The following is a 24,398-nucleotide window of genomic DNA, read 5'->3' as shown; positions in this document are numbered from 1 at the left end:
CCGCATAACTTGTCCAGATGATAAAAAAATGACTCGGCGACCTGTGTGATGATAGTCTCAGCCCGTGGTGGCAGTCGGTGTTGGCAATCGGTGGGGACCGCAGGTGGCACATCCGGATTTGTTGGTGGGGACGAACAAGGGGCTTTTCGTCATTCACGGCGCCGAAGAGTGGCGGGTTGAAGGGCCACTTTGCGGCGGCATGGGGATCAACCATGCCTTGGGTCACGGAGAGAGGCTTTGGGCGGCGGGGGGCGGCGGCTGGTATCCGGCAGGCGTCTGGCGGCGCGAAGCAGGCGAGTGGACCCTGTCGAGCGCGGGGTTCGAGGATGGTGTGCAATCGGTCTGGTCGCTGGCGCGCGATGGCGACAGGCTGCTCGCCGGCACCAAGCCTGCGGCCTTGTATCAATCGCATGATAATGGCGCGACATGGGCCAAATTGCCGGGCCTGAATGCGGTGCCGGGGGCCGATCAGTGGCAACCGGGCGCGGCGGGGCTGACCTTGCACACCATCCTGACCGACGGGCATGGCGGCATCTGGGTGGGTATCTCGGCGGCGGGCGTGTTCCATTCGCCCGATGGCGGGGTGACATGGGAGGCGCGCAACCGCCGCAGCAACCGCCCCGGCCCTGCAGGCGATCTGCCCCGCCATTGGGATGGCGAGGAAATCCGGGCCGAAGGCGAGATTTTTCACTGTGTCCACAACATGATGTGGGGGGCCGCGCCGGGGTTGATCTACATGCAGAACCATCAGGGCGTCTATCGCAGCCGCGATGGCGCGCTGTCCTGGGAAGAGGTGACAGAGGGGCTTCCCTCGACCTTCGGCTTCCCGATTGCCGCGCATCCGCGCGATGCGGGCACCGTCTGGACCTTCCCGCTGAACGGCGACAGCGAGGGGCGCTTTCCGCCCGATGCGCGCGCGGCGGTGTGGCGGTCACGCGATGGCGGGGAAAGCTGGGAGAAAACGGGTGAAGGACTGCCGGCAAAGCATTGCTTTTTCACCGTTTTGCGGCAGGGCATGGCGGTGGATGCGCGTGACGCAGGGGTGTATTTCGGCACCAATTCCGGCTCGGTCTTTGCGAGCAGGGATGAAGGCGACAGCTGGGTCGAAATTGCGCGGCATCTGCCCACCGTTCTTTGCGTCGAGGTGGTGACGCCGTAGCAAAAAGGCCCCAGAAAATCCGGGGCCTTTTGTTAGTTGGATCAAAGTCTTAGCCGTCGAAGTTCACTTCTTCGATCAACTTCAGCGCGGCGGGGCGCAGCTTGGCGACTTCGGTCAGCGGCTTGCTGTCGCCGGTGAATTCACCCCAGCTTGCCACCAGTTCCGACTTGGCGACGCCAGCCTTGACCGGGAATTCGTAGTTGGTTTCGGCATAGATCTTCTGGGCGGCATCGCCCGTCAGCCATTCCATGAACTTGATGGCGTTTTCCTTGTTCGGGGCCGCCTTGGTCAGCGCCACGCCCGAGACGTTCACATGGGTGCCGCCATCGGTGAAGGTCGGGAAAACGATGTTGACGGCTTCGGCAGCTGCGCGCTGCTCGGGGTCTGCCAGCATCTGGCCGATGTAATAGGTGTTGCCGACGGCGATGTCGCATTCGCCTGCCGCAATCGCCTTGACCTGATCGCGGTCGCCGCCATCGGGTTTGCGGGCGAGGTTGGCTTTCACGCCCTCCAGCCACTGTTTTGCAGCTTCCTCGCCGTGGTGGGCGATGACGGCGGCGGTCAGCGCGACGTTGTAATCATTGGTGCCGGAACGGATGCAGATGCGGCCTTTCCACTTGGGGTCGGCAAGGTCTTCGTAGGTGGTGACTTCGCCCGGTGCCACGCGGTCCTTGGAGGCATAGACGATGCGGGCGCGGGTGGTGACGCCAAACCACTGGTTCGCCTCGTCGCGCAGCTCGGCGGGGATGTTGGCGGTCAGCACCTCGGACTCGACCGGCTGCGTCACGCCTGCATCGACCACTTGGGTCAGGCGGGCGATGTCGACGGTCAGCACCAGATCGGCGGGCGAGCGGTCGCCCTCGGCCGTCAGACGCTCGGCCATGCCCTTGTCGACAAAGGCTATGTTCACTGCGATGCCGGTTTCCGCCGTGAAGGCGTCAATGATCGGCTGGATCAGTTCCGGCTGACGGTGCGAGTAGATGTTGATCTCTTGTGCCATGGCGGGCAGGGCCACCGAGGTCAGGGCAAGGGCTGCGAGAGACAGGCGGATCGACATGGTTGAGTCCTTTGGTCGGAAATTATGCCGCCCTTAAACCTGACAATTTTACTTCGGTCAATAGTTGAGTGAAATGCTTGGCAACTATTTGGCGGCCTTTTCCTCGGCCTTGGCGCGGTTCCAGAGCGCATCCATTTCCGCAAGGTCGGACTGGGCGGGATTGCGTCCCGTCTCTGCAAGCCAGTTTTCTATCTTGTTGAAACGGCGTGTGAATTTGGCATTGGCCCCGCGCAGCGCTGCTTCGGGATCCACATCAAGGTGGCGCGCCAGATTGGCCATGACAAAGAGCAAATCGCCAAACTCTTCCTCGACTTCGGTCTTGGACATTGTGTCGCGGGCTTCCACGAGTTCGGCCGCTTCTTCGGTGATCTTGGCAACGACTTCATCGGTCGAAGGCCAGTCGAATCCCACGCGTGCGGCGCGCTTTTGCAGTTTGACCGCGCGCATCAGGGCAGGCAGGCCAAGCGCCACCCCGTCAAGCACGCGGGCCGGACCGCGTTCACGCGCTTTGAGCGCTTCCCAATCGGCGCTTTGCTGTTCGGCGGATTTCTCGCGCGACTCGGTGCCGAACACATGCGGGTGGCGCGCGATCATCTTGTCGGAAATCGCGCGGATGACATCATCGAGGTCGAAATGGCCGGCTTCTTCGGCCATCTGCGCGTGGAACACCGACTGGAACAGCAGATCCCCCAACTCGCCGCGCAACTCATCCCATGCCTTGCGCTCGATGGCGTCGGCGACCTCATAGGCCTCTTCGATGGTATAGGGCGCGATGGTGGCGAAATCCTGCTCCAGATCCCACGGGCAGCCAAGGGACGGATCGCGCAGGCGGGCCATGATGGCGCGCAGACGGGGCAGCCCGCCGTCCGGATCGTGGAGGAGGTCGCGGTCATCGGGCATGGGGGGCATTGCAGGCACCTTGGTTTTCCGATTTGATCAAAGGCTGAAGTCCAGAGGAGAAGACCCATGCCCGTCCTGAACCGTATCGCGGCTTTTGCCGAAGAAATGAAGGGCTGGCGTCGGCACCTGCATGCGAATCCGGAGCTTGAGTTCGACTGCCACCAGACGGCGGCCTTCATCGTGGCGCGCTTGCGCGAGATGGGGGTGGACGAGATTCACGAGGGGATTGCCACCTCGGGCGTGGTGGCGATCATCAACGGGCAGGGCGAGGGGCCGACGATTGGCCTGCGCGCCGACATGGATGCGCTGCCGATCGAAGAGATGACTGGGGCCGAACATGCCTCGGTGGTGCCGGGGCGGATGCATGCCTGCGGCCATGACGGGCATGTGACGATGGCGCTCGGGGCGGCGAAGTATCTGGCCGAGACGCGGAACTTTGCGGGGCGGGTGGCGATAATGTTCCAGCCGGCCGAGGAAGAGGGCGGCGGCGGCGGCGTGATGGTGGAGGAAGGGGTGATGGACCGCTTTGGCATCGCCCGCGTCTTTGGCATCCACAACGCGCCCAACGTGCCCCTGGGGCATTTCCAGACCACGCCCGGGCCGTTGATGGCCTCGGTCGATACGGCATGGGTGACGGTGACCGGCAAGGGCGGGCATGGGGCGACGCCGCATGAATGTGTGGACCCTGTGGTCGCGGTGGTGGCGATGGTGCAGGCGGTGCAGACGATCATCCCGCGCAACGTCTATGCGATGGATGAGGCGGTGATTTCGGTCACGCAGATCCATGCGGGGACGGCCTCCAACATCATCCCCGAGGTGGCGACGTTTTGCGCGACGATCCGGGCCTTCAAGCCGGAGGTTCGGGCGCTGTTGAAACGGCGGGTGCTGGAGATTGTGGAGGGGCACGCGCAGGCCTTCAACGTGCGGGCCGAGGTGGAGTATGACTGGGGCTATCCGGCCACGGTGAACCACCCCGAGGAGGCCGATTTTGCCGCCGCCGTCGCCGCAGAGATCTCGGGGGAGGCGGCGGTGAATGCGCGGGCCAACCGCGAGATGGGGTCGGAGGATTTCAGCTACATGCTGGAGGCCCGGCCGGGGGCCTATCTGTTCATGGGGATCGGGCCGGGGGCGGGGCTGCACCATCCGGCCTATGATTTCAACGATGAGGCGGCCCCTGTGGGGGCAAGTTTTCTGGCCCGACTGGTGGAGAGGGCGCAGCCGTCCGGCTAGGCGCCACCACTGTGTTACAGGGGCGGAGCGCAAGCAGTATCAAAGGCTTGGCGTTCCGCCTTTACAATTTCTTTACCTTTGCACTGTTTCGGAAATCGGGCCAATTCGCCACAGTATCTCGCATTTGGCCCAAATTTTCTTGACCGGCTCCGCACCTGCCTGCACCTTTGTCTTGGGCAAAATGATGTCAAATGACACATGAACAGGCAGGAAAACCGACATGCAGGACAAAGCGTTCCGCTATCAATACCGCATTTCCAGACAGTCCGAGAAGATGCAGCCCGCGACTGCCCCGCCGTCGCGGCGGCAGCTTCTGGGCGGCTGGACGCTGGAACTGGGCAGCGATTTGCCGCTGGCGCGTCTGGTGCGCAAGGACGGATCGGTTTTTGGCCTGTTGTTCGGCATCGCCGTGGAAGAGCGCGGCGCGCTGCTGACCGGCGTGGTAAAGACCGCCCCCGACCCCGCCAAGGGCTGGGATGCGGTGGAGCAATGGGTGGAAGGCATCAGCGGGCGGTTTGGCGTGCTGATGGCCGACGGGCGCGAGACGCGGTTCTATTGCGACCCCTGCGGGATGATCGGGGCGGTTTATGACCCTGTGGCGCGGCGGCTTGCGGCATCGCTGGCGCTGTGCCTTGACCGCCCCGTCGAGGATCGGGACGATTATGACCATTCGGCAGTGGCCGAGCGCGGCGGGGTCTATACGTTGTTCGACACCCGCGACAAGACAGCGCGGCGGCTGAACCCGAGCTGCTATCTGTCGCTGGAGACATTCACCGAAACCCGTTTCTGGCCAAGGCCGGACAGCATCGCGCTGGTGGGCGGCGATCTGGAACATACCTATGATGCGATCACGGCGCAGACACGGGCCGTCATGTCGGCGGTGGCCAAGGCGCATCGCACATGGATAGCGCTGTCGGGCGGGCAGGACAGCCGCCTTTTGCTGGCGATGGCCGGACCTGCGGCGCGCTATATCGAAAGCAGCTTTACCCATATCAGCAATTTCATGGGGCGGATCGACGCCTCTATCGCGCAGCGCATGGCCGAAGGCGTGGGGATTCCCCATGAAACCCATGACCGGCGTGCGCATAAGGTGAGCAAGGCGATCACCCAGGAGGACGAGGCCACGTTCCTGCGCGCGGTCGGCTTTCCGATGCGCCCCCCGCGCGAGATTTCGAACGGGCTGAACCGCCTGCTGCCCGACGGGGTTGTGGTGTTCCGTGGCCATCAGACCGATATTCTGCGCGCGGTGCTGGCCGACAAGATCGGCAGCAAGGCCCGGCGGCGCACGCATTGGCAGATCAAACGGCTTTTGCCCGTGCCGCGCGACGAGTTCGACGCAACGGTGCACCAGCGCTTTCATGATCGCTACGAGGCATGGCGGCGGGCCTTGCCGGCCTATGCAGAGGCCAATTCGACCGATCTGATGTTTCTGGAAATCTATTACAGCTCGACCATCGGGTGCAGCTTTCCGGGCTGTTCGGGGAATTTCTTCATGTCGCCCTTCAACGGGCGGCGGCAGATCGGCCATGCGATGGCGATTGACGAGACCTATCGCAAGGCGAGCTACAGCGTGTTCGACCTGATCGCGCGCAGCAATCCGGTGCTGGAGGGCATTCCCTTCGATTTCGAGCTTGGGCCTGATCTGGGCAAGCTTGACTGTGTGCATCATGTCCGCGAGGTGGTGACGCCCCGCCGCAGCGGCACCGAGGCGCGGCGCGGCGCGCCGGGGTAGGCCTGACGGTCGGCGCGGCCGTTCGGGGCTGCGCCGCCCCCCGCGCCGGGGTTGACAGCCGCGACCGGGTCGGGCCATCTCGGCCCATCCGGATCTGGCGCGTCTCCGAGGCACAGAATGACGACCGTTTTGCCGACGGGAGTGACAGGCATGGCTTTGGAAGATGCGAAAAAGCAGGTGGATACCGCCTTTACCCGCAAGGGGTTGACGGGGCTGGCGTTCGAGAACGCCTTTGCCGGCGCGACGAGTTTCCTGCGCCGGACCTATAGCAAATATCTGGCCGGGGTCGATCTGGCGATCACCGGCGTGCCCTTCGATCAGGCGGTGACGCATCGCACCGGCGCGCGCTTTGGCCCGCGTGCGATCCGCGAGGCGAGCGCCTTGCAGCCCTTTGATCCGCCCTATGGCTGGCCGACCAGCCCGCTGGAGGAGATGGCGATCGTCGATTACGGCGATCTGGCCTTTGACTATGCGCATACGCCCAGTTTTCCGGGGCTGCTGACCGCGCATATCGGCGGGATTCTGGCGGCGGGTGCGGGCACGGTGACGCTGGGGGGCGACCATTTCATCACCCTGCCGATCCTGCGCGCCTATGCCGAGAAGTTCGGGCCGATGGCGGTGATCCATTTCGACGCCCATTCGGACCTGTGGGCCGATGATGACATGGACCGGATCGACCACGGCACCTTTTTCTACAAGGGGGTGAAGACGGGGGTGATCGACCCGAAGGCGAGCGTGCAGATCGGCATCCGCACCCATTGCGACGATTATCTGGGGGTGGAGTATATCGACGCGCGCACGGTGCATGAGCGGGGCGTGGCGCATGCGGTGGCGCGGGCTCGGGCCATCGTGGGCGACCGGCCGTGTTATGTGACCTTCGACATCGATTGCCTTGATCCTTCGGTGGCACCGGGGACGGGAACGCCGGTCTGGGGCGGCCTGCACAGCTGGCAGGCGGCGGCGTGCCTGCGCGATCTGGCGGGGATCAACATGGTGGGGGGCGATGTGGTGGAAGTCTCGCCCGCCTATGACAGCACGGGGGCCACGGCGATTGCGGGCGCGCATGTGGCGCATGAGCTGATTTGCCTCTACCATTGGGCGAAATACCGCAAGTGAAAAGGGGTTCGGGCAGGATGGAATGGCTGGTTGGCGCGGGCGTGCTTGTGGTGCTGGGGCTGATGGCCTTTATCCGGCTGACCCCGATCGAGGCGGAGGAGTGGCATGTGGCGCCCCGCGCCGACTGGGGGCCCTATGGCGAGGTGGTGCCGATGACCGGCGGGGCCTCGCTGCGGCTGGCGGCAGAGCCGGACGAGGCGCTGCGGCTGCTGATCGCGCTGGACGCGGCGGCGCTGGCGACGCCCCGCACGATGCGTCTGGCGGGGTCGGATGTGACGGGGCGGATCACATGGATCAGCCGTTCGGCCTTCTGGGGCTTTCCCGACATCACCACCGCCGAGGTGCGCAGGGACGGGCTTTACGTGTTCTCGCGCCTGCGCTTTGGCCGCGAGGATATGGGCGTGAACGCGCGGCGGCTGCGGGGCTGGCTGGCGGCGCTGGGGCGCTAGGGTGCCGCGGCAGGCTCTGGCGGGTCATCCTCGGCCAGCGGGACGGGATCGTCTCCGGCGAGGAAATTGCCCAGTTTCTCGAGCCCCGGCACATGGTCGGAAATGACCGAGATCACCACGAGGAGCGGCACTGCGATGATCATGCCGATCACCGACCACAGCCAGGCCCAGAGCGCGACGGTGAGAAAGACGACGACCGCGTTCATCTGGAGGCGGCGGGCGACGAAATAGGGGGTGATGACCTGCCCTTCGAGCGTGGTGATGGTCAGGTAGGTGAACGCCACGAGGATCGGCCAGCCCAGATCGTCAAAGCTGACGAGGGCGACCAGAAAGGCGATGCCGACCCCCGTGATCGCCCCGAGATAGGGGATGAAGTTGAGCGAGAAGGCCAGAAGGCCGAACAGCAGCGGCGAGGGCATCCCCAGCGCCCACATCGCCAGCCCGATCGCGACGCCGAGGCAGGCGTTGATGAGCGCGATGGCCCCCAGATAGCTGCCGAGCGATTCCTCGATCTCGCGCAGGGCGGAATAGGCGCGGCGCTTTTCGTGCAGGGTGTCGAAGCTTTGCACGATCTTGAGATACATCATGTCGCCCGAGGCGATCAGGAAGAACAGAAGGAACAGCGTCAGCGCCACCTGCCCGAGGATGCCGGGTGTGGTATAGAGCCCGTTCAGGATGGCCGAGGCCACATCGAGCCCGGGGGTCACGGAGTCTTCCTCGCTTTCGGGGTCGGCCTCCATCTGCGCCATCGCGGTATCGATCGTCTCGAAGGTGCCGCGCAGGCTTTGCAGCTTTTCCGTCAGCGCCGACTGGATCTCGGGCATGTCCGAGATCAGTTGCCCCGCCGGACCGGACACCGTCCAGAACAGGGCGATGATGGAGAAAAAGAGGCTGAAGACGATGGCGGCGCCCGTCACCACGGGGGGGACGCCGAGCCGCGACAGACGCCGCCGCACCGGAATGAACACGAAAAACAGCAGCACCGCGAAGGTGATCGGCATCAAGAAATCGCGCGCGAGGGCGATGGCGGCGACGGTGGCAAGGATGAACAGACCGACGAGCGGCCATGAGGGGGGCTGACGCGGGGGGCGCTCTGCACGGTCAAACGGGAACTTGTGCAGGGCTTGATAATTGACCGGCGCCATGAGTTGCGTATTCCCCCAAACACCCGCGCGCGCATGGGCGGGTGACAGCCTATGAAACGCAAGGCAGCCCGCAGCGGTTCCCGCGCGGCCTGCCAATTTTTACAGGCGTTTTCGCGGATGCGCGGGCATCGGGGCGGCGGCGTGCGGGGAGAGCACGGGGGCAGGGGCACGCGCGCCTCTTGACCAGACCGCGCAATCGCGCCACACCGCGCGCATGGTTCCGTTTGACAGACTTGCCCAGATCACCCAGCGGTTCGAGTATCTCGAAGCGCAGCTGAATGCCGGTGCGTCTCCGGCGCAGATCGCGGCGCTGAGCCGCGAGTATTCCGCGCTGAAACCCGTGGTGGACGAGATCGCCGCCTATCGCCGCGCGCTCGATGACATGGCCGAGGCCGAGGGCTGGCTGGCAGACCCCGAGATGAAGGCGCTGGCCGAGGAAGAACTGCCCCGCCTGCGCGCGCGCATTCCCGAGATCGAACAGGCGCTGCGGCTGGCCTTGCTGCCCAAGGATGCGGCGGATGCGCGGCCTGCCATCCTTGAAATCCGGCCCGGCACCGGAGGCGACGAGGCGGCGCTGTTCGCCGGTGACCTCTTGCGGATGTACCAGCGCTATGCCGAAGCGCGGGGCTGGCGGTTCGAGGTGCTGGAGCAGCAGATTTCCGACCTTGGCGGCATCAAATCGGTGACGGCGCATGTGCAGGGCGAGGGCGTGTTTGCCCGCCTGAAATACGAGGCCGGCACCCACCGCGTGCAGCGGGTGCCGGAAACCGAGGCGCAGGGGCGTATCCACACCAGCGCGGCCACGGTGGCGGTGCTGCCCGAGGCCGAGGAAGTGGATCTGGAGATTCCCGCCAGCGACATCCGCATCGATACGATGCGGTCTTCGGGCGCGGGCGGGCAGCATGTGAACACCACGGATTCGGCGGTGCGGATCACCCATCTGCCGACCGGCATCATCGTGACCAGTTCGGAAAAGTCGCAGCACCGCAACCGCGAGATTGCCATGCAGGTCTTGCGCGCGCGGCTGTTCGAGCTGGAGCGCGATCGGATCGATGCGGCACGATCCGCCGACCGCAAGGCGCAGGTGGGGTCGGGTGACAGGTCCGAGCGGATACGGACCTATAATTTCCCGCAGGGGCGGATGACCGATCACCGGATCAACCTGACGCTCTATTCGCTGGCGCAGGTCATGGCGGGTGATCTGGACACGATCATCGACGCGCTGCAATCGGAGGATCAGGCGCAGAAGCTGGCCGAGGCGGGGCTGTGACCACGCTGGCAGAGGCGCTTGTCGACGCGGTGCGGAGCCTGCGCGCGGCCGAGGTGCCGGATGCGCCGGGCGATGCGCGGCGGCTGCTTGCCCATGCGGCGGGCATCGCGCCGGAGCGGTTGATGCTGCACCTGCCGGAGGAGGCGGAGGCGGGCGTCCTCGCTCGCTTCGCAGCGCTCGTCCGGCGGCGGGCGGCGCGCGAGCCTGTCTCGCATCTGGTGGGCGGGCGGCTGTTCTGGGGCCGCTGGTTTGCGGTGACGCCCGATGTGCTGGACCCGCGCCCCGAGACCGAGGGGCTGGTGGCCGAGGCGCTGCGCGGCGGGTTTGCCCGCGTGCTGGACCTTGGCACCGGATCGGGGGCGATCCTGCTGACGCTGCTGGCCGAGCGGGTGGAGGCGCAGGGGGTGGGGGTGGACCTGTCCGCGCCCGCGCTGGCGGTGGCGGCGCGCAATGCCGCAGCGCTGGGGGTGGCCGCGCGGGCCGATCTGCGCGCGGGGTCCTGGTTCGCGCCGGTGGAGGGGACGTTCGATCTGATCGTGTCGAACCCGCCCTATATTGCCGCCGACGAGATGGCCGGTCTGTCGCCCGAGGTGCGGCTGCACGAGCCGCATCTGGCGCTGACGCCCGGCGGCGACGGGCTGGATGCCTATCGCGCGATCGCGGCGGGGGTGGCGGCGCATCTGGCGCCGGGGGGGCGGGTGCTGCTGGAAATCGGCCCGACGCAGGGTGCGGCGGTGGCGGGGCTTTTGGCGGCGGCGGGGATGCAGGCACGGGTGCTGCCCGATCTGGACGGGCGTGACCGTGTGGTCGCGGCCCGGGCCTGCTGAGCCGCGCGAAAAACAACACAGAAGCGCCGATCCTTGTAATATGACACAGAATCGACTTGTCACGCCGTGTTTTGCGTGATTATTCGTCAGCAGGCGTTGTCACAGCGCGGCGGGTTTTTCGGCCCCCGTTCAGATCACGCTTTAACCCGACCTTGCCTCTTTGCCCCTTTGCGGGGATCGCGCCACCTTGGTGCTTTTCATTCGGGCAAGTCGGATATTCGGATCAAAGGACAAGATGCGCTCTTCCAAGTCCCGTTCGCGTTCCAAGCAGAACCGCCCGCGCACGCTCGGCAATATCATCAACCGGGTGTTTGAAAGCTCTGGCCCGGAGGGCAAGGTGCGCGGCACGCCGCAGCAGATCATCGAGAAATACCAGCTGCTCGCACGCGATGCCCAGTTGTCGAATGACCGTGTGGCGGCAGAGAATTTCCTGCAGCATGCCGAGCATTACACCCGCATGCTGAGCGAGGCGCAGCGCGAGATGGCGGCCGAGCAGGAGGCGCGCCAGCAGCAGTTCGGCCAGAATGGCCAGAACGGCGGGCAGAATGGCGGCCGCGACGGTCGGGATCAGCGTCCGTGGCGGGATGACCGGGGGGCCGAGGCCGGCTATGGCGAGCAGCCCGAGGCCGGGGTGATCGAGGACCCGCGCGGCGAGGATACCAGTCTGGTGGAAACGCCCGAGGCACGCCCTGCGGGTGATGCGGGCCGCCGCGAAGACCGCTCGCGCCGCAATGACCGCTCCGACGGGGATCGCAACCGCAGCCGCGAGGACAACCGCAACAACCGCGGTCCGCGTCCGCCGCGGAACGAGCGCGGCCCCGAGCGCGGCGATGACCGCGCCAATGCCGCTGCGGACGGCGGGGCACAGGCCCCCGAGGCGGAGACGCGCGGGGCCGAGCGCCCGCAGGCAGACCGCGCCGCCGCAGAGCGTCCCGTCGAGGCCCCGCAAGCTCCCGCCGCCGAGGCGAGCGCGCAGCCGGAGGCCGCTGTCAAGCAGGAGGCGGGGGCCAAGCCGGAGGCCGAGGCCAAGGTCCGCCGTCCCCGCGCCCCGCGCAAACCCAAGGACAGCGCCGAGAAGCCCGGCGACAAGGGCCCGCGCGAAGCTGCGGAGTAATCCGCGGCTCGTCTGCCGGTTCCAGATCCTGCGCCCGCCACCCGGGTGCCCGCGCCGCCCCCTGAACCGGGGCGGCGTTTGCGTCTCAGCGCGCCGCCACCGCGCGGGCCAGCGCGCAGAACGCCTCCAGCCCGATCTCCTCGGCCCGCTGTGTCGGCACGATGCCCACGCCCTCCAGCAAGGCCTCCACATCGCCGCCAAGGCCCTTGAGGCTCGAGCGCAGCATCTTGCGGCGCTGGTTGAAGGCCATCGCCGTCACGCGGGCGAGCACCGCCGCATCGGCGTGAAACCTCGGGGCCTCCAGCCGCGTCAGATGCACCACAGCAGAATGCACCTTGGGCGCGGGGGTAAAGGCCTCGGGCGGCAGATGCATCACGATCTTCGCCTCCGCCCGCCACTGCGCCAGAATCGCCAGCCGCCCGTAATGATCCCCTCGCGGCTTGGCGACGATGCGCTCGGCCACCTCCTTCTGGAACATCAGCGTCAGCGAGGTCCAGAACGGCGGCCAGACCGCCGGTGACAGCCAGCGGATCAGGAGTTCCGTCCCCACGTTATAGGGCAGATTCGACACCACGCGGATCGGGCCCTGCAGCCGCGCCGCCACATCCAGCTCCAGCGCGTCGCCCTGCACGATCTCCAGCCGCCCCGGATAGGTGGCGGCGATCTCCTCCAGCGCCGGAATGCAGCGCGGGTCCTTCTCCACCACCAGCACCCGCCGCGCGCCTTCCGCCAGAAGCCCGCGTGTCAGGCCGCCGGGGCCGGGGCCGACCTCCAGCACATCACAGCCCGACAGATCCCCCGCCATCCGCGCAATCTTGGCCGTCAGGTTCAGATCCAGCAGGAAGTTCTGCCCGAGCTGCTTTTTCGCCACCAGATCATGCGCCCGGATCACCTCACGCAAGGGCGGCAGGCCGTCAATGGTTCCCAAGGCCAAGCCCTTTCATCTGTTCCCAAATATCCCGGGGTCTGGGGCGGAGCCCCGGTCTGCCCTTACCCCGCGCGCATCCGCGCTGTCGCCATCTCCCACGCCATCCGCGCCGCCGCAACCAGAGAGTCGGGCAGCGCCACGCCCTTGCCCGCGATGTCAAAGGCGGTGCCGTGGTCGGGCGAGGTGCGCACGAAAGGCAGCCCCAGTGTCACATTCACCCCGCCGTCAAAGTCCAGCGTCTTGATCGGGATCAGCGCCTGATCGTGATAGGCGCAGACGGCGGCATCATAGCGCGCGCGGGCGCGGGGGTGGAACATGGTGTCGGCGGGCAGGGGGCCGGTCACGGCCATGCCTTCGGCAGCCAGCCGTGCCACCACCGGCGCGATCACGGCGGCATCTTCATGCCCCATCGCGCCGCCTTCGCCGGCATGGGGGTTCAGGCCCGCCACCGCGATGCGCGGGGCGGCCAGCCCGAAGTCGCGGATCAGCCCGGCATGGGTCAGGCGGATGACCTGTTCCAGCAGCGCGGGCGTCAGCGCGGCGGGCACCTGCGACAGCGGAATGTGGATGGTGGCCGGCACCACGCGCAGCAGGGGCGAGGCCAGCATCATCACCACCGGCACGTCGCCCGCCAGATGGGCGAGGTATTCGGTATGCCCCGGAAAGGCAAAGCCCGCCCCGTCCTTCAGCACCTTCTTGTTCAGCGGCGCGGTGACGATACCGCCCGCCGCGCCCGATTGCACAAGCGCGACCGCGCGGGCGATCACCTCGATGACGCCGCTGGCATTGGCAGGTTCGGGCGCGCCCGGTGTGGCGGGGGCGGTGAAGCGGTGGGGCAGCACCGCAAGCCGGTCGGGCGGCACCGCGCGCGCGGCGGCAGGCCCGGCAACCTCGACCCAGTCGGTGCCCTGCGGCAGGTGGCGCGGATCACCCAGCCAGACGAAGGGCACGCCGGCCCCGAGGATCGCGCGGGCGCGCGTGGCCAGTTCCGGCCCGATGCCTGCCGGATCGCCACAGGTCATGACCAGCGGCTGCGGCGTCATGGGGTCTTGATGATGGCTTCCGAGCGCAATTCTTCCAGAAAGGCATCGGCCAGCAGGGTCAGGCGGCGGGAGGTCAGTTGCTCGCGGATCGCCTCGCGGTTGATCGGCCCCTCTTCGAGACGGGGGGCGCGGCTGCACAGCATCAGGAACACGCGCCAGCCGCCACGGGTGATCGCGGTGGAATATTCGCCCGGATCAAGCTGCGCCAGTTGCAGCGCCACATCGGCGGGGATCTCGGAGACCAGACGGGTTTCCACCTTCAGCCGGTCGGTGGGCAGGCTGCGCGCCTCGGCGTGAAGATCAAGGCAGGAGTCAAGACGCGCATGCAGGGCTGCCGCTTCGGCCTGAACCGTGGGGGTATTGGGCATCAGGAATTCGGCATAGCCCAGTTCCACGGGCGGCATTTGCGCGGTGGTGTCTTCGGCCACGTCGCGCAACTGGAACACCGCCACCGCATTGGGCAGGGTGATAGGCTGCGAGACCTGGCCGGGGCCGAGCGCCAGCACCAGTTCCACGATCTGCGGCGGCAGTTCCGAGGTCAGCGTCCAGTCCAGCCGCCCGCCACGTTCTGCCGAAGGCGAGGCCGAATAGCGCCGTGCGGCGGCGGCAAAAGCCTCTTCGCTGCTGATCTCGGCGCGCAGGCGGCGGGCCAGTTCCTGCTGCGGCTCGGGGTCGCCTTCGGCGGGCAGGATGATTTCGGACAGCAGAAGCTGCATCGCGGTGTTCACCGTGCCATTGGCGATGGCGCGGTCGATTTCGGCTTCGCTGACGGTGAAGCTGCCCGCATAGCGCGCGCGCACCAGATCGCGCCAGATCAGCCCGTTGCCGACGAAATCGCGGTAGGTTTCCATCGAAACCCCCGCCTCGGCCAGCGCGGCGATGAATTCGGCGGCGCTGAGATTGGCGCGGCTGGCGAATTCTTCCATGCCTTGTTCAAGTTGCTCTGCCGTCAGGCGGATGCCGAAGCGCTTGGCCTGGTCGGCGGCCAGACGGTCTTGCAGAAGGCCCTTCATCGCCTGCTCTTCCGGGTCGCCCGGCGCGCGCAGGAGTTTGAGGAACAGTTTGCGCTGTTCAAGCTCATAGCGGGTGATGACCTGACCGTTGATCTGCATCACGGCGGCGAAGGGCGAGCCGTCTTGCGCCGCGGCGGGCTGCGGCACGAGGGCCGCGGCCGCAGCCAGCGTTGCAATCAGGGCGGTGGCCCCGAGGAATTTGGACAAAGCTTTTGTCATGCGTTCTGCCGTCACTGCTCTTGCGCCTTTCCCGTCTTGCGCCCGATTGATCTGCCTGTGCTGCCGCCTTGCCCTTGCCTGCCTGCGTTTGCCTGCCTGCGCCCTGTCATCTGCGTCTGCAGGTGCGCGACGGGCCTGCGGCGGTGCCTGCGCCAAAGCCGACCAGATCGACCGAAAGGCCGAAATCCGTTGTCGGCTTCACACTAGTCGAGGATGTGAACCGACGCGAGAGAGAAAGATCGAGCGAGACGCATTCGTTGCGGAACTGGACCCCGACGCCGGCGCGGTTGGCGCGCCGCGCCTCGATGTCATAGCGGGCCTGCGCGCGGGCGGTCCATGCCTCGGTCAGCTTGTAGCTGCCGTCGAAGGCAAGTTCGGCGATGTCGGCGGGGCGGTCTTCCATCGGGTCGGCCCCCAGAAAGACGTATGACCCCGACAGGCCATAGCGCGCGCCGGCGAGGTCAAGCCGGGTTTCGGATTTGGTCAGCTTGAAGCCGCTGTCCACCAGCACCCGCTGGCTGATGCCGAGGCCCATGGGAAGCGCCAGTTGCGCGGCGGCCAGCCAGTCGGAGCGGCGGCCATCGAGGCCCGAGGCGGTGGAGAACTGGCCAAGGTCTTCGCGGCGCAGCACGCGGCCCACGGCGGTGGAGAGTGTCCAGCCCGCCGGATCGACGCGGGTGTAGGTAAGGCCGAGGTTGACGCGCCCGCCGCGCTCGATGGCATCCGAGCCCGGATAGCGGTTGATCGCAAAGAGATTGCCCTCGTCAAACTCGACAAGGATGGAATCTTCGTTGGGCAGGCGTTCGCGGCCCTTGCGGGCCCAGACGAATTGCACCACCGGCTCGATCACATGGCCGACGCCATTGGCCCCCGACTTGGCCCAGGGCCAGCGCAGTTCGAGCGCCGCGCCCGCATGGACGCGGGTGGTGTCGCCGCCGAAGGTTGCATCCTGCCCGATGCGGTAGGCGTCGCCCGTCACCTCGCCGAGCGTGCTGGCCATCATGCCCAGCGGCAGATCCCAGTTGCGCCGCCAGTCGAGCCGCAGCGAGGCGCGGCTGACATCGCGTCCATCGGCGATGGTGTCGGCATCGCGGGCGGTGTCGAAGGGCAGCGTCGACGACCGGTAATGCCCGTGGGTCTGGAATTGCAGCCCCGCCTCGCCGCCGAGCGGGCCGCCGGAAAAGCGGCGGTGATAGGTCATGTCGGTGATCAGCGTGGGCAGGGTGGAGTTCACCTCGCCCGCGCGGATCGAGCGGATGCCGATGATGCGGCCCGAGATGTGTTCGTTGCGGCGGGTGCGGCTGACCTCGATCCGGCTGGTCAGGCGGTCGGCGGCGGGCAGGCCATAATCGAGCAGATAGGCCGGATCGCTGACGATGATGCCATCGAACGACAGCTGGAACGCGCGCGGCAGCGTAAAGGCTCCGGTTGCGGTCAGGTAATGCCGCGTCTCGCCCGGCAGCAGCTCGTCGCGCGAGAGCGCGCCGTTCAGCTCGATCGTGCCGGTGCGGAAGGCCTGCCGGTAGCGCAGTTCCAGCGTGCGGCCCGATTTGGTCGAGAGGTAAGGCGTGATCGTCAGGTCTCGGTGCGGCCCGAGGGTCTGGAAATAGGGCAGCTTTACCCCGGTGCCGAGGCCCGAGGTGGTGCGCACGCGCGGCATCAGGAAGCCCGAGCTTCGATCCAGCGTCGGGTCGGGCATGCGCAGGCGCGGGAAGTAGACGATGGGCAGGCCCGAGACGCGGAATTGCGCGTGGTCGAAATAGATCTGCCGTTCCTCCTGATCGTGCACCACGCGGCGGGCGCGGATTTCCCACAGGGGGGGCGCGCCGTCGCAGATGCGGCAGGAGGAGGCGACCGCATTGTCAAGCTGGGTATAGCGCCCGCCGATGCGCTGGATCTGGTTGGCGGCCATCTGCAATTCGCGGTTCAGCACGAGGCGCGCGCTGGTCAGCACGCCTTGGGTCAGGTCGGCGGCAAGATCGGCCTGCGAGGCCAGCAGGATGGTGTCGGACCCGTCCACCAGAACGATGGGGCCTTCGATGGCCAGCCTGTCGCCCGCGCGGTCATAGGTGATGCGCGCGGCGCGCAGGGTGCGGCCCTGATAAAACACCTCGACTCCGCCATCGGCGATCAGCCTGCCGCCGGCGTCTATGCGCACGCTGTTGGCCACAAGGGCCGCCATATCCTGCGCCTGAAGGCGCGGCGCGGGGCCGAGCGCGAGAAGGGCGGCAAGCGCCAGAGAGCCGAGAAGGCGGCGCAAGGAGCGGCGAGGGCGGGCGGGCATCAACCGTCCTCCAGATGCAAGAGCAGGGCAAGCGCCAGCAAGATAGCGGCGACGGGGGCCGCCCATGCCGAAAGCAGGATGGGAATTTGCCCATTGTTTCCAAGCACCTGCGCGAAGTTTCGCAGAAAGAATATGAAAAAGCCGCCCAAGATGGCCATCAGCACCAGCACCCCGGTCTTGCCAAAGCGCGCATGGCGCATGGTAAAGCCTGCGGCCACCAGAACCATTGCCGCCAGCAGCAAGGGCTGGGCCAGTTCCATCTGATACCAGACGCGGTGCGCGCGGGCCGAAAAGCCCGCCCGTTCCAGTCCCGCGATATAGGCCGGCAGGCCCCAGAAGGGCACGGCGGAGGGCTCGCCAAAGCTGTCGCGGATGCGTGCGGCGGTCAGGTTTGACGGCAGGGTGGCATCGTCGGGCAGCATCTGGGCCTCGCGTTCGGGGTTGATGCCTGCCATGTCCCAACGTTTGGCCCCCGTCAATGCCCAAGCGCCGGGGATCAGCCGCGCGCTTTCCGCCTCGACCCGTTCGGCGGCCAGACCATCGGGGCCGAACTGGATAAAGGTGACGCCAAAGAGTTCGGTGCCATCGGAATTGGCCCGCAAGGCGCGGATCACGGTTTGCCCGTCCTCGCTGCCCTGCCGCAGCCACAGGCCGGAATCGGCCAGCGACAGCGTGCTGGAGGCCCCGTCGGCAGCGGCGGCCCAGAGCCTGTCATATTCCTTTTGCGTGGCGGCCACGAGCGGGTTGAACACCGCCACGGTGACTGCGCCGATCATCAGCGCCATCAGCACCGGCGCGACCAGAAAGCGCAGGGCCGAGCGGCCCGCCGCGCGGATCACCACCAGTTCCGACGAGCGGGCGAGCGACAGGAACAGGGTGATCGCGGCCAGAATGGCGATGAGCGGCAGGATGCGGTAAAGGCTGGCGGGCGTGTTCATGGCCGCCAGATGCAGCGCGCCCCATGTGCCGATGCCGCGCCCCGAAAAGCGGCGGAGTTGCTCGACCATGTCGATCAGCAGCATGATGGCCCAGAACACCCCCAGCACCTGTGCATAGGCCCAGAGAAAGCGGCGCGCGATATAGGTGGACAGGATCATGCCGCTGCGCCCCCTGCCGCCGCGCGCTGTTCCCGGCTGAGCCAGCGCGGGCGCTGCGAGAGCCAGAGGAGGGTCAGGCCGATGGCTATCCCCGCAATCGGGGCGGCATAGACCGCGGGCCATGCCAGTTCCGAGCGGATCGCAAGGCCGGTGCCCTGGGTGTTGATAAGCTGCACCACGATCAGCAGGACCACCGCCACCCCGATCTGCCGCCAGAGGCCAAAGCGGCTGAACGCGCCCAGCAGCAGCGCGCCAAAGCCGATCAGCGCCGCCGCGACCGCCAGAAAGGGCTGCGCGATGCGGCTGTGGCCTTCTTGCAGCAGATTGGCGCGGGGGCTGCGCAATTCCTCGACCAGCGCGGCGTCGGCGCGCAAGAGTTCCAGCGTGGATGCCTCGTCCACGGTGCGCGCGCCGGCATCGGCCCCGCCCAGAAGCCCGCTCAGATCATAGGTGACATCGGCGAAACGGGTGACGGACAGGCGGCGGCTGGCCAGATCGAGTTGCTGGGTCATGCCGTCGAACATCAGCAGTTTCGGCCCCTGATCGCCGCGCGCCAGCAGGGCGCGGCGCGCGGTATAGGTGGCGCCGGAACCGGCGCTGCGGTCATCGGACAGGAACACATCGCGCAATTCGCCATTGGGGGTGATCTCGCGGATATAGAGCGTGAGGCCGGTCGCAGGGTGCATGAACTGGCCTTCGCGCAGGAAGCGGGCGGTGACGTTGTCGGCAATCTCGGCGCTGCGCTCGCTCAACGCGGCGCGGCTGGCGGGGACCAGCACATGGGTGAGCATCGACATCATCAGCGTGACGATCAGCCCGAACACCACCACCGGGCGCGCAAGGCGGAAGGAGGAAAACCCGGTCGCCTGCATGACCACGAGTTCGGAATCGCTCATCAGCCGGTTGGCGACATAGACTGCGGCGGCAAAGGTGGAAATCGGCAGCACGAGCCGGATGACATTGGGCAGCGTGAGCAGCGAGAACTCGACAAAGACCAGCGCAGACTGGCCATCGCCGATCAGCTGGTCGAACAGACCCACGGCGCGGTTGACCCAATAGACCGACACCAGCAACAGCGAAAAGAACCCGAACAGCGCAAGAAGATGCGACAGCAGGTATCTGTCAAATCTCGGCACGGTCCTGTTCGCTCCCTCGCACGTCTTGCGCGCAAGCTATGGCAAATGCGGGGCGATGGAAACTGGTATCTGGTCATTGGCGGGGGCGCGGGCTAGCCTTTGCCGGATGCGGCGCAAAATCGCCGGCCTGTGCCGGCCCCGCTGCGCCTGACCCATGACGCGAGGACCATGATGACCCAACCCGTTGCGATCTCTTTCCAGCACAGCGATGCCGAGGCACTAGCCAGCGCGCAGGGGCGCATCGCGCTTCTGGCCGAACCGGGGGTGACGCTTGCGCCGCTGGCGCGGCGGCTGGACAAGCTGACGCGCGGTGCCATCAGCCGCGCGGTGGCCTCGGAGGCCTTTGGCGCGCTGAAAGCGGGCGAGGGGATGGATCTGGGCTTTCCGGCCGGTCTGGCGGCGGATGCGGTGCAGATCCTGCGCCTGCCGCGCAAGGCAACGCCCGAACAGGCGCGCAAGGCGGGCGCGAGCGTGGGCAAGGCCTTGTCGGGGCAGGGCACGCTGGTTCTGGCCGAGGCGCATCCTCTGGCGGCCGAGATCGCCTTCGGTCTGGCGATGCGCGCCTATGACTTCACGCCGCACAAGACCGCCCCCGCCAAGCCGGTGGGCGCAGTCACGCTTATGGTGAACGCGCCCGAAGAGGTGGCATCGGCGGCGCGCGCCGGGGCGGCGGTGGTGGAGGGCGTGTTCTTCACCCGCGATCTGGTGAACGAACCGGCCAATGTGCTGACCACCGACGATTTCGCCGCGCGCCTCGCCGCGATGCAGGAACTGGGGCTGGAGGTCGAGATCCTCGAGGAGGACGATCTGCGCAAGCTGGGCATGGGCGCGCTTCTGGGGGTGGGCATGGGCTCGGAAAGCCCGTCCAAGGTGGTGGTGATGCAGTGGAAGGGCGGGCCAAGGGAGGAGGCCCCCTTTGCGCTGGTCGGCAAGGGCGTTGTGTTCGACACCGGCGGCATCTCGATCAAGCCCGCCGCCGGCATGGAAGACATGACGATGGACATGGGCGGCGCGGCGGTGGTGGCGGGGGTGATGCGCACGCTGGCCCTGCGCGGGGCCAAGGCCAATGTGGTGGGTCTGGTCGGTCTGGTCGAGAACATGCCCGACGGCCGCGCGCAGCGCCCCGGCGATGTGGTGCGCTCGATGAAGGGTGACACCATCGAGGTGATCAACACCGATGCCGAGGGCCGTCTGGTGCTGGCCGATGTGATGTGGTATGCGCAGGAGCGGTTCAAGCCCAAGGGCATGATCGATCTGGCCACGCTGACCGGAGCGATCATCATCGCGCTGGGGCACGAGAACACCGGCGTCTTTTCCAATGACGACGCGCTGTGCGATGCCCTGCTGAAAGCGGCCAGGGCGGAAGGCGAGGGCGCATGGCGGATGCCGATGGGCGATGCCTATGACGCCAAGCTGAAATCGCGCATCGCCGATATGATGAACGTCGGCGGGCGCGATGGCGGCGCGATCACGGCGGCGCAATTCCTCGCCCGCTTTGTCAAGCCCGAGGTGCCGTGGTGCCATCTCGACATCGCGGGGACGGCGCTCCTGAAATCCGACAGCACGCTGGCCCCCAAGGGCGCGACCGGCTGGGGGGTGATGGCGCTGGACCGGCTGATCCGCGACAGGTTCGAGGCGAAATAAGCCCGATGGGCATCGTGATGTTCTACCACCTGACCCAGTCCACGGCGGAACAGACCGCGCGGGTGCTCATCTCCCGCGCGATGGCGCAGGGCTGGCCCCTGATGCTGCGCGGCACCGATCTGGCGGAACTGAAGCGGCTGGACGCGCGGCTTTGGACCCATCCCGAGCAGAGCTTTCTGCCCCATGCGATGGCGGGGGGCGCGCGGGATGCCCGCCAGCCCTTGCTCCTTGGCACCGGCCCGGCCACCAATGGCGCGCAGGGCCTGTTGTTGATCGACGGGGCCGGCACCGACCCCGCCGAAGCGCAGGCGATGGAACGCGTCTGGATCCTGTTCGAAGCCGCCAACCCCGACCGGCTTGCCGGGGCCCGCAAGCAGTGGAAAGACCTCACCGCAGCCGGATTGCCCGCGCAATACTGGTCGGAGGAGACGGGGCGGTGGGAGAAGAAGGCAGAAAAGGCCCCTGCCTGACCCGCTGCGCCCCGGTCTGGCGGCGGACGCTCCGCGGGGAGTATTTGGAAAGCAGCAATGCAAAGTGCGGCGTTTTGAATTGCTGCTTTCCAAATACTCCCGCGCGGAGCGCATTCTGCAGGTGACACCCGCACGCGGGCGGGGGGTCAGCGCCGCAGGATCATCTCGCCGCCGGTGATCTCGATGCTGTAGCGGCCCAGATAGGACATGCCGAGCAGCGAGGTTCCCAGATCGCCCTCATTGACCACGGCGGCGAGCCGCGCGTCGCGGTGGGGGCCCAGGGTGACATTGTCCAGCGTGACCCTTGCGGTGCGCACGATGCCGTTGGCGGTGCGGGCCTCGCCGATGAAGGCGAGGCGGGCGGGGTCGATGCCGAGGCGGCGGGCGTCGGCGAGGCTGAGCACCATCTGGCTGGCGCCGGTATCGACCATGAAGCGGATCGGCGTGCCGTCGATGTCGAGTGTGAGATAGTAATGGCCATCGGCGCTGCGGGGCAGGCGGATATCCCCGCCCTCGATCACCGCCTGACGCGGCAGGACATCGCGGCTGAGGTCCTGCCACAGCCCGTAACCCGCCATCAGCCCGATCACGATGAGGCCCCATGCGGCTGCGGTGCGCAGTGCATGGCCGATGCGGCCGCGAAATTCCACCACGAGGTAGCCGCCGACCGCCACCAGCAGCAGGCCCAGATAGGCGAGGCGTGCGATCATCTCGCTGTCCATGCGCGGCGATATCCTTTCCTTTGCGCAGAAAGCTAGGGTGCGGCAGGGGACGCCGCAACCTTCGGGCGTCAGATCAGGCCGGTTTGCCGCACGCCGTCGATCACGAATTGCACCGAGAGCGCCGCCAGCAACATGCCCAGCAGCCGCGTGATCACGATGGTGCCGGTGCGGCCCAGCATGCGCTCCAGCGGCGGCGAGGCGAGCAGGAACAGGAAGGTGACCAGGATCATCGCCCAGGTCAGCCCGAGCACCGCGACGGTTGCCGTCCAGTCGCCGCCGCCCTGGCCGATCAGCAGGATGATCGAGGCGATCGCCCCCGGCCCCGCGATCAGCGGCGTCGCCAGCGGGAACACCGAAGGATCATGGTCGGGTTCCGGCGTCTGCCCCTCGCGCCGCGTGGTGCGCCGTTCGAACAGCATGTCCAGCGCGGTCAGGAACAGCAGGATGCCCCCCGCGATGCGGAAGGCCGACATCGAAATGCCGATGAAGCCGAGGATCGCCTCTCCGGCCAGACCGAACAGCGTGAGCAGCACCGCCGCGATCAGACAGGCGCGGCGGGCCATCGCGCGGCGCTGCTCGGCCGCCATCCCCCGGGTGAGCGCGATGAACAGCGGCACCAGCCCCGGCGGGTCGATCACCACGAAGAGCGTGGCAAAGGCGGTAATGAGAAAGGCGGTTTCCATTGGCGCAAGCTATCGCGCCCCCGCGCGGCTGCCTAGCGGGATTTTCGCACGTGGTTCGTGGAGCGTGGACGCGGAAGGCCATGCCCTCACGGTCGGCGTGGCGCTGCCTTGTCGGCCATCGCGGCACCGCGCCGGCCCATCGGGCGGTCCTTGCCGATGGTGGTGTCCTGCGCGGTCTGGTGTTCCAGTTCGGCATTGATCTCGGCCCCGATGATCACCACGATCGAGCCGATCCACAGCCAGACCATGACCGCGACAATCGTGCCCAGAGAGCCATAGGTTTCATTGTAGGACGCGAAATTGGCGGTATAGACGGCGAAGGCCACAGAGGCGAGCATCAGGCCCAAGGCCCCGAAGATGCTTCCGGGTGTGATCCAGCGCCATTTCGCCTCGCGTCGGCTGGGGCCGAAGCGGTAGAGCACCGAAAGGGCCACGACCAGCACCACCGCCATCACGGGCCAGCGTCCGTAGAGGAGGATCATATCGAGCAGCCCGTCACCGGGCAGCAGACGCGTCAGCACTGGCAGGATGGCCGCTGCCGCGATCAGCGTGGCGACCATCAGCATCGCGCCGAGCGTCAGTGCCATCGACCACAGATTGAGCATCAGGAAGCTGCGCGCCTCTCTTTCGTCATAGGCGATGTTCATCGCCTCGATCAGCCCCTTCACGCCGCCGTTCGCGGTCCAGAAGGCCACCGCGAGCGCGCCGATCGAGGCGATCGACAGGGTGCTCGGGTCAATGGCGACCAGTGAGTCGAGTTGCCCCGAGAGCAGGGTCAGCGCTTCTTGCGGGACGGCGCCTTCGAGCCCGCCCACCAGCGCGGCGACGTTGGAGGTGTCGGCAAACAGGCCGAAGACGGCGACAAAGGCGGTGAGCATGGGCACAAGCGAGAGCACGGCGTAAAAGGTCACGCCACCGGCCACGATCATCACGCGGTCACGGGTGATCTCATCCTTCACGCGCCAGAACACATCCATCCACGCGGCGGCCCCGAACTGGCCGGGCGAGCGGGCGCTGCGGCCTTGCGGCGGGGTGGGCTTTTGTCCCGTCATCTTGACCTGCACTGTTTGGGGCGACGCAGGGACAACGCCCGACCGCTGCGTCCGTTCCCTGCAGGCGGTCACGGGCGGCGCGGGAGGCGGCAGGGTATCTCGGGGGCC

The 24,398-nt window shown here is 67.0% G+C and carries 22 protein-coding genes; 10 read left to right on the top strand and 12 right to left on the bottom strand.

The genetic code is table 11. The annotated features are described in order from the left end of the window. The first annotated feature begins 124 nt into the window (after positions 1–124). Positions 125–1,159: a beta propeller repeat protein gene (locus G3572_RS02925; RefSeq protein WP_354003978.1), complete on the top strand. Its 1,035-nt coding sequence runs from the start codon at positions 125–127 to the stop codon at positions 1,157–1,159. A 49-nt stretch (positions 1,160–1,208) separates the two neighbouring features. Here G3572_RS02925 and G3572_RS02920 read toward each other — a convergent pair whose 3' ends face one another. Both G3572_RS02920 and mazG read right to left on the bottom strand, forming a co-directional pair. Then, the gene (locus G3572_RS02920) at positions 1,209–2,216 is read right to left on the bottom strand and encodes a Fe(3+) ABC transporter substrate-binding protein (protein ID WP_164609159.1); all 1,008 of its coding nucleotides are present in this window, start codon (positions 2,214–2,216) and stop codon (positions 1,209–1,211) included. An 84-nt stretch (positions 2,217–2,300) separates the two neighbouring features. Then, positions 2,301–3,125, bottom strand: coding sequence for a nucleoside triphosphate pyrophosphohydrolase (gene mazG, locus G3572_RS02915; protein ID WP_435530948.1), 825 nt, complete (start codon positions 3,123–3,125; stop codon positions 2,301–2,303). A gap of 57 nt (positions 3,126–3,182) precedes the next feature. Between mazG and G3572_RS02910 the strand changes: the two genes are divergently transcribed. From G3572_RS02910 to G3572_RS02895, 4 genes are all read left to right on the top strand, one after another. Then, the gene (locus tag G3572_RS02910) at positions 3,183–4,346 is read left to right on the top strand and encodes an amidohydrolase (RefSeq protein ID WP_164609158.1); all 1,164 of its coding nucleotides are present in this window, start codon (positions 3,183–3,185) and stop codon (positions 4,344–4,346) included. A 220-nt stretch (positions 4,347–4,566) separates the two neighbouring features. Beyond that, on the top strand, positions 4,567–6,078 hold the full coding sequence (locus G3572_RS02905; RefSeq protein ID WP_164609157.1) for an adenine nucleotide alpha hydrolase family protein: 1,512 nt from the start codon (positions 4,567–4,569) through the stop codon (positions 6,076–6,078). Between the two features lie 150 nt (positions 6,079–6,228). Continuing rightward, positions 6,229–7,194 carry an agmatinase gene (speB, locus tag G3572_RS02900; protein ID WP_164609928.1) on the top strand — a complete coding sequence of 322 codons (966 nt, stop codon included), beginning with the start codon at positions 6,229–6,231 and terminating at the stop codon, positions 7,192–7,194. A gap of 17 nt (positions 7,195–7,211) precedes the next feature. Then, a complete protein-coding gene (locus G3572_RS02895) occupies positions 7,212–7,643 on the top strand; it encodes a DUF1499 domain-containing protein (RefSeq protein ID WP_164609156.1) in 432 nt (143 codons plus the stop codon). Here G3572_RS02895 and G3572_RS02890 read toward each other — a convergent pair. After that, positions 7,640–8,788 carry an AI-2E family transporter gene (locus G3572_RS02890; RefSeq protein ID WP_164609155.1) on the bottom strand — a complete coding sequence of 383 codons (1,149 nt, stop codon included), beginning with the start codon at positions 8,786–8,788 and terminating at the stop codon, positions 7,640–7,642. The genes G3572_RS02895 and G3572_RS02890 overlap by 4 nt on opposite strands. A gap of 214 nt (positions 8,789–9,002) precedes the next feature. On the opposite strand from G3572_RS02890, the gene prfA reads away from it, so the two are divergent. The 3 genes from prfA to G3572_RS02875 all read left to right on the top strand — a co-directional run bounded on the left by prfA (position 9,003) and on the right by G3572_RS02875 (position 11,999). Continuing rightward, positions 9,003–10,058 carry a peptide chain release factor 1 gene (prfA, locus tag G3572_RS02885; protein WP_164609154.1) on the top strand — a complete coding sequence of 352 codons (1,056 nt, stop codon included), beginning with the start codon at positions 9,003–9,005 and terminating at the stop codon, positions 10,056–10,058. Then, the gene (gene prmC, locus G3572_RS02880) at positions 10,055–10,885 is read left to right on the top strand and encodes a peptide chain release factor N(5)-glutamine methyltransferase (RefSeq protein WP_164609153.1); all 831 of its coding nucleotides are present in this window, start codon (positions 10,055–10,057) and stop codon (positions 10,883–10,885) included. The genes prfA and prmC overlap by 4 nt, the downstream gene beginning before the upstream one ends. A gap of 235 nt (positions 10,886–11,120) precedes the next feature. Further along, on the top strand, positions 11,121–11,999 hold the full coding sequence (locus G3572_RS02875) for a DUF4167 domain-containing protein (protein ID WP_164609152.1): 879 nt from the start codon (positions 11,121–11,123) through the stop codon (positions 11,997–11,999). A gap of 85 nt (positions 12,000–12,084) precedes the next feature. On the opposite strand, the gene rsmA is transcribed toward G3572_RS02875, so the two are convergent. From rsmA to lptF, 6 genes are all read right to left on the bottom strand, one after another. Beyond that, positions 12,085–12,927, bottom strand: a complete 843-nt coding sequence (rsmA, locus tag G3572_RS02870) for a 16S rRNA (adenine(1518)-N(6)/adenine(1519)-N(6))-dimethyltransferase RsmA (RefSeq protein ID WP_164609151.1) — start codon at positions 12,925–12,927, stop codon at positions 12,085–12,087. A gap of 62 nt (positions 12,928–12,989) precedes the next feature. Then, the gene (pdxA, locus tag G3572_RS02865; RefSeq protein ID WP_164609150.1) at positions 12,990–13,970 is read right to left on the bottom strand and encodes a 4-hydroxythreonine-4-phosphate dehydrogenase PdxA; all 981 of its coding nucleotides are present in this window, start codon (positions 13,968–13,970) and stop codon (positions 12,990–12,992) included. After that, positions 13,967–15,202 carry a peptidylprolyl isomerase gene (locus tag G3572_RS02860; protein WP_164609149.1) on the bottom strand — a complete coding sequence of 412 codons (1,236 nt, stop codon included), beginning with the start codon at positions 15,200–15,202 and terminating at the stop codon, positions 13,967–13,969. Before G3572_RS02860 ends, pdxA begins: the two co-directional genes overlap by 4 nt. A 106-nt stretch (positions 15,203–15,308) precedes the next feature. After that, positions 15,309–17,486, bottom strand: a complete 2,178-nt coding sequence (locus tag G3572_RS02855; RefSeq protein WP_164609148.1) for an LPS-assembly protein LptD — start codon at positions 17,484–17,486, stop codon at positions 15,309–15,311. Continuing rightward, on the bottom strand, positions 17,486–18,583 hold the full coding sequence (gene lptG, locus G3572_RS02850; RefSeq protein ID WP_164609147.1) for an LPS export ABC transporter permease LptG: 1,098 nt from the start codon (positions 18,581–18,583) through the stop codon (positions 17,486–17,488). Before lptG ends, G3572_RS02855 begins: the two co-directional genes overlap by 1 nt. Further along, positions 18,580–19,719 (bottom strand): LPS export ABC transporter permease LptF, encoded by a 1,140-nt coding sequence (gene lptF, locus G3572_RS02845; RefSeq protein WP_164609146.1) that lies wholly within the window; start codon positions 19,717–19,719, stop codon positions 18,580–18,582. The genes lptG and lptF overlap by 4 nt, the downstream gene beginning before the upstream one ends. A gap of 171 nt (positions 19,720–19,890) precedes the next feature. Between lptF and G3572_RS02840 the strand changes: the two genes are divergently transcribed. Next, entirely contained in the window at positions 19,891–21,363 is a 1,473-nt protein-coding gene (locus tag G3572_RS02840) for a leucyl aminopeptidase (RefSeq protein ID WP_164609145.1), read from the top strand. Between the two features lie 5 nt (positions 21,364–21,368). Next, positions 21,369–21,833, top strand: coding sequence for a DNA polymerase III subunit chi (locus G3572_RS02835; protein ID WP_164609144.1), 465 nt, complete (start codon positions 21,369–21,371; stop codon positions 21,831–21,833). A 146-nt stretch (positions 21,834–21,979) separates the two neighbouring features. On the opposite strand, the gene G3572_RS02830 is transcribed toward G3572_RS02835, so the two are convergent. The 3 genes from G3572_RS02830 to G3572_RS02820 form a co-directional block, all read right to left on the bottom strand. Then, complete coding sequence (locus tag G3572_RS02830; protein WP_164609143.1) at positions 21,980–22,555, bottom strand: retropepsin-like aspartic protease family protein; 576 nt, start codon at positions 22,553–22,555, stop codon at positions 21,980–21,982. A 68-nt stretch (positions 22,556–22,623) separates the two neighbouring features. Further along, positions 22,624–23,238 (bottom strand): MarC family protein, encoded by a 615-nt coding sequence (locus tag G3572_RS02825; protein ID WP_164609142.1) that lies wholly within the window; start codon positions 23,236–23,238, stop codon positions 22,624–22,626. 86 nt (positions 23,239–23,324) lie between these two features. Further along, positions 23,325–24,290 (bottom strand): YihY/virulence factor BrkB family protein, encoded by a 966-nt coding sequence (locus tag G3572_RS02820; protein WP_164609141.1) that lies wholly within the window; start codon positions 24,288–24,290, stop codon positions 23,325–23,327. Positions 24,291–24,398 lie beyond the last annotated feature (108 nt).

The sequence above is a fragment of the Pseudotabrizicola algicola genome, assembly GCF_010915705.1.
Taxonomy (GTDB): Bacteria; Pseudomonadota; Alphaproteobacteria; order Rhodobacterales; family Rhodobacteraceae; genus Pseudotabrizicola; species Pseudotabrizicola algicola.
The sequence above is the reverse complement of the archived record's forward strand: the minus strand, read 5'-3'. Positions and strand labels throughout refer to the sequence as shown.